The sequence below is a fragment of the Actinomadura sp. HBU206391 genome, assembly GCF_014323665.1.
GTDB lineage: Bacteria > Actinomycetota > Actinomycetes > Streptosporangiales > Streptosporangiaceae > Actinomadura_C.
Genome location: NZ_JABVEB010000364.1, coordinates 1 through 4,419, shown reverse-complemented (window position 1 = coordinate 4,419; position 4,419 = coordinate 1). Strand labels below are relative to the sequence as shown.

4 protein-coding genes are annotated in these 4,419 nt (G+C 68.0%); 1 reads left to right on the top strand and 3 read right to left on the bottom strand.

Annotated elements, in window-relative coordinates:
• Positions 1-136 precede the first annotated feature (136 nt).
• A complete protein-coding gene (locus tag HKK72_RS36420; RefSeq protein ID WP_222721596.1) occupies positions 137-1,579 on the bottom strand; it encodes a tannase/feruloyl esterase family alpha/beta hydrolase in 1,443 nt (480 codons plus the stop codon).
• 376 nt (positions 1,580-1,955) lie between these two features.
• Between HKK72_RS36420 and HKK72_RS36415 the strand changes: the two genes are divergently transcribed.
• Entirely contained in the window at positions 1,956-2,636 is a 681-nt protein-coding gene (locus tag HKK72_RS36415; RefSeq protein WP_187238944.1) for a TetR/AcrR family transcriptional regulator, read from the top strand.
• Positions 2,637-2,650: 14 nt separating this feature from the next.
• Here HKK72_RS36415 and HKK72_RS36410 read toward each other — a convergent pair whose 3' ends face one another.
• Both HKK72_RS36410 and HKK72_RS36405 read right to left on the bottom strand, forming a co-directional pair.
• Positions 2,651-3,193, bottom strand: a complete 543-nt coding sequence (locus HKK72_RS36410; protein WP_187238943.1) for a cupin domain-containing protein — start codon at positions 3,191-3,193, stop codon at positions 2,651-2,653.
• A gap of 41 nt (positions 3,194-3,234) precedes the next feature.
• On the bottom strand, positions 3,235-4,419 hold a 1,185-nt coding region (locus tag HKK72_RS36405), incomplete at its 5' end, for an AMP-binding protein (RefSeq protein WP_187238942.1).

The window sequence follows — 4,419 nt, the reverse complement described above, 5'->3', positions numbered from 1 at the left end:
GCGTGCACACCGCCCTCGGCCACGTCCAGGTCCACCCCGTCCACGGCCCGGAACCCGCGGAACTGCCGCACCAGGCCCCGGGCCGTCAGAATGGGGGACGCGGTCGAGACCGGGGCCTCCGCGACGGTGCCGTCCATCAACGCGAACACACGAAGCTTTGGGCGCTGCCGGGGTCGCCCGAGCGGTACCTGGGCCAGAGCGGGTAATCGCAAAGCGGACGCGTTATGCCGCTGCGGCCGTCAATGGCCACCGGCTTGGCGGGCGACCGCCCGTCTTCGACCCACTGTTCCAGAGCCGTCAGCGAATCCCATGTGCCGGCGAAGGCGACCGGGCCGACGTTGGCGTGATTGACTCCTGGAATGAGGTAGTACCGCACGGACTTCTGGGTCTGCCCGGGGCCTGCCGTGGCACGCACTCGCTGGTAATAGTCGCTCGTCGAGCGGTGGGAGACCAGCTCGTCCGCGGCGCCATGGAGGAGGAGCAGTTTCCCGCCGGAGCGCATGAAGGGACGCAGGTCGGAGTTGTTGCGGTCCTGGATGGTGGACAGGTAACTGATCCGGGGAAGCCACTTCCCGGGCCGCCGAGGGTCGATGTCCAGGGAGTTGAAGCCGGGATCCCTCGTGAGGAAGTACTTGACCCACTGGTCCCAGAACTGGAGCCCGTATCCGGCCGTCGCCGGCATCGGGTTGGCGGGCGCGGTCGTGCCGAAGCCAAGGAACGGCGTTCTCATGTCGGCACCCGACAGGAAGGGAAAGCCGGGATATTCTCGCTCACCACTGGCGATCCGGTACGGCCAGCGCAACGGCTTGGACGCCGCGACCACCGAGGTGATCTGCGCATCGGACAGGCACGTCGGCCCGGCATCGACGCCATCGGGGCAGCGCAGCACCCGGGGGTCGAGTTCGCAGCCGTCGGCATTCGAGACGATGTTGTCCTGGAGGCCGTCCCGCCCGTCGCACGCCGCCACGGCGCTGTTGTAGAGGAGCCCCTGCTTTTCGGGCCCAAGGAATGCCCCGGGACGGGACATCACCTGCGTGAGGTACCCGAGATAGATGATTTCGGCCGCGTTGTTCCATGCGGGGTAGGCGGAGATGACGCCATCGAAGGCGTCGGGCCACCGTTGCGCGACGACGAGGGCCTCGCGGCCGCCTGTCGAGCCGCCTGCGAAGTAAATTTGGCCGGGCCGTGAGCCGTAGCCATGACGGATGAGGAACATGGCGGCGTCGCGGGTCTTTTTGAGTGCATCCCCGGCGGCGAAATTCCGCAGTGCCTCGTCGTTCACGCCGAACGACCCGTCCAGGGATCCCGTGGGGCCGGCCTGGTGCCCGGAGTCACTGGCGAACGTCACATACCCGCGAGCCAATGGCGTCGGCTGGTCGGCACGGCCGAGTGGCACGTTCATCGCGATGTCCGGAATCGTTCCGTTGTATCCGCCGCCGCCGAACATCATCGCTTTGCGATTCCACTCGGTCGGCATGCCGATCCGCAGCTTGATGTTCGGCGCGGCGGGATCGACCGGGAAGAGTGCCGCGTCCACCCTGCAGTATTCGACGGTCACGCCACTCACGACCTGCGTCACGGACGTCGCCGACTCAACGCGGCCACCCGTGGTCGGCAGGCTGATCGCCGACGCCGGGATCTGTCTGCCCGCCAGCTCCGCGCATGTCGGGGCGGTGCCCGTCGCCGCATGGGAAGGCGCAGGTCCGAGGACTACCGCCGCGCTCACCGACGCCACGGCGAGCGCCAGCCCGGCACGGATCGGGTTCGGTATTCCACGGGTTCGCGGCGCTTGGCTCATTGCGGACCTCCTCGCGGTCGCTGGCACGCTGTGCCGTCGAATCCGCCGGTAGCGGCACCAAGTGCCGCTACTATGGCACGCGTCACAAGCGCCCGCAAGGGTCCGTGGCATCGGCTGACTAGACTTCGCGCCACACCACGTCTATGGGGGCCCGTCGGTGACTTCGCGTCGAATACTGGAGACCAAGTACCGGATCTCGGAAACGGCGATGGCCTTGTTTCTCGAGGAGGGCTACGAGAACGTCACCGTCGAGGCCGTCGCGGAGGCATCGCGGGTTTCTCGCCGCACCGTCTTCCGGCACTTCGAGAGCAAGGACGAACTCGCCTTTCCGGACCACACCGAACGTCTGGGGCTTGTCCAGCGCAGTCTCGTCGAGTCGGATCCCGATACGGATCCGGTGGAGGCCGTCATCGCGGCCACGGAGGAGTCACTGCGCGACTTTCTCGGCCGGCCGGAACTCGTCCTCCGGCGCTACAAACTGACGCGCGTCGTTCCCGAACTCCGGAAGCGGGAAGTCATCGAGCACGAACGGTACGTGACCCTTACCCGTTCGTTCCTGCGCGATCACCTTCCACCGGACACGCCGCCCTTCCAGCCGATGGGCCTCGCGGCCCTCATCGATGCCATCCACCGGTCCGCGCTCGGAAACTGGGCGCGCAGCGGCGGCGCGACCGACGCCATCGCCGAACTGGAGGCGGGAATGGAATGGATCCGCCGCCTCATGGTCCACCAATCGGCCTTCTCCACCGCCCCGCTACTGCTCGCGGTGCTCCCGGACGCGCCGCAGACCCGCCGGGTCCTCAGCTCTTTGAAGGACGCGGCGGAGGAACTGCTCTAGGAATCGGCGCAGGGTCAGGAGTCGCGGTCGGCGCCGACGAGCACGTAGCACATCAGCGCCGGCTTGTCGCCGCGGTTGTGCCAGGCGTGGCGGGTCCCCTGCTGGACGACACAGGTGCCGGGGGTGAGCTTGACCTCTTTGCCGTTGTCCAGTTCCAGGTGCAGTTCGCCTTCAAGGCAGATGCCGTAGTCGATCGTGTCGGTGGTGTGCATGCCGGGGTTATCGGGCTCGAACACCTCCATCAGCCCGGGGAGTTCGTCGTTCGCCTCGGCCGTCAGTTCCGCCGGGTCGCCGACCTGCTCCGGGGCGAACGACTCCGGCGCCCACCGCAGGAAGAGGATGCGGGTTCCCCCGGTACCGGGGAAGAACGGGAAGAGCTTCGGTTGCCGGGATTTGGTACCCACGGTGGCCTTGCCGTCCTCGGTGCCCCAGAGCAGGTAGAACTCCGAGCCAGGGATGGCGTCGACGGTGACCGGCACGCCGGACTGGTCGGCGACGAACACCGAGGTTCCGTCGGGCTCGCGGCCCGTGACGATGAGACGGGGTTCGATGGCCATGATCGCTGCTCCTTCGAGGGGGGTGGTGGTGGGGCGTTGGCCTACCGTTCGTGCCTTGCTCGCAGCTGCCGTTTGGAGAACTTTCCGGTGGCGGTCTTCGGGATCTCGGACACGAAGACCACCTGTTCGGGAATCCACCAGCGAGCGACGTGGCCTTCCAGGTGCTTGCGCACGTCGTCGGCGCCGAGCTCGGCTCCGGCTCTAGGGACCACGTAGGCGACCGGCCGTTCGCCCCACCGTTCGTCGGCCACCCCGATCACGGCGGCCTCGGCGACCCGGGAATCGGCCATGATGGCGTTCTCCAGCTCGACGGAGGAGATCCACTCACCGCCGGACTTCACCAGGTCTTTGGTCCGGTCGACGATCCGCACGTACCCGTAGGGGTCGATCGTCGCCACGTCTCCCGTCCTGAGCCAGCCGTCCTCGGTGAAGGCCGGGCCGGGCTCGGCCTCCCCGAAATACCGCGCCGCGATGGTCGGTCCCATGGCCTGGAGTTCTCCGGGCGTCACGCCGTCCCAGGCCACTTCGGCGTCGTCGTCACCGATCAGACGTACCTCGGTCAACGGGATCGCCGGACCCGGCGATCCGATGATGGCGCGCCGGGCGTCGGAGTCCAGGCCGTCGTGCACGGTCGCCAGTCGCGAGGTGGTCACCACCGGACTGGTCTCCGTCATCCCCCAGGCATTGGTGAGCGGCAGTCCGATGGCCTCCTGGTACGAACGCGACAGCGCCTCGTCGACCGCGCCGCCACCGGAGACGATCATCCGGATGCTGGACATGTCGTGATCGGCGAGGTACGGCTCCATGCTTCGCCAGACGGTGGCCACCGCGCCGGAGAACGTGACGCGGTGCCGCTCCATCAGGGAGATCAGTCCGGCGGGATCGGTCACCGGGCCGGGCAGGACCACATCCGCGCCGCTCAGCATCGCGGCGTACGGCAGCCCCCAGGCATTGACGTGGAACATCGGCACGACGGGCATCACCACGTCGCGCTCGTTGATGCCGAAGCTGTCAGTCCCCAGCAACAGCAGCGCGTGCAGGACCACCGAGCGGTGGCTGTACAGGACGCCCTTGGGATTGCCGGTCGTCCCGGAGGTGTAGCAGAGCGCCGCGGCGGTGTTCTCGTCGGGCACGGCGAACTCGCGGTCGACGGGCGCGGTCTCGGCGAGGAGGGTCTCGTAGTCCAGGATCCGCAGGTCGTCCGGCAGCGGCACGTCGGCGCCGTC